Origin of the sequence: Ruegeria discodermiae, from assembly GCF_030758345.1 — a bacterium.
Lineage (GTDB): Bacteria > Pseudomonadota > Alphaproteobacteria > Rhodobacterales > Rhodobacteraceae > Ruegeria_C.
Genome location: NZ_JAVAMO010000075.1, coordinates 1 through 479, shown reverse-complemented (window position 1 = coordinate 479; position 479 = coordinate 1). Strand labels below are relative to the sequence as shown.

Below are 479 nucleotides of genomic sequence, written 5' to 3'. Positions count from 1 at the left end.
TTCGAACAAACGTCTACCAAGTCCCTGTCCCTGCACCTCAGGCCTGACAAACATGCGTTTCATCTCGACAGCATCCTGCCTGATCCGGCGCATTGCGCCGCAGCCCACTAGATGCCTATCCTGGCCACGAGCCAACGCTAAACGTCCATCTGGTGGCAGCATCTCATCAAGATGGTCGATAGAACTGCGCACCAGATCTTCGGGTGACAGGACTGGTCCACCGGCGGCTTCAAACGCTTTAAGGACGACGCTGTAATAGTCGAACAACAACTCCTCGAATGCCGCCACGTCAGACACTTTGGAGACAAAAGAAACGTCCGAGATCATAGTAGATAGCCCCCACCGCAGCTCAAAAACTGTCGCACCTTGGTTTCGAAAATGCAACTTAGACCGTGCAAAGCGAGATCAGAACCAATGCCCGCTAGGTTCTGGACCTATTAATTTGGTTGCCGTCATCCCGCCTGCGTGATTCATACCCG

At 53.4% G+C, this 479-nt stretch carries 1 protein-coding gene; it reads right to left on the bottom strand.

Annotation, left to right across the window (positions count from 1 at the left end):
* The coding region (locus tag Q5Y75_RS28415) for a GNAT family N-acetyltransferase (protein ID WP_306203662.1) at positions 1-327 on the bottom strand (327 nt) is incomplete at its 3' end.
* Between the last annotated feature and the right edge of the window lie 152 nt (positions 328-479).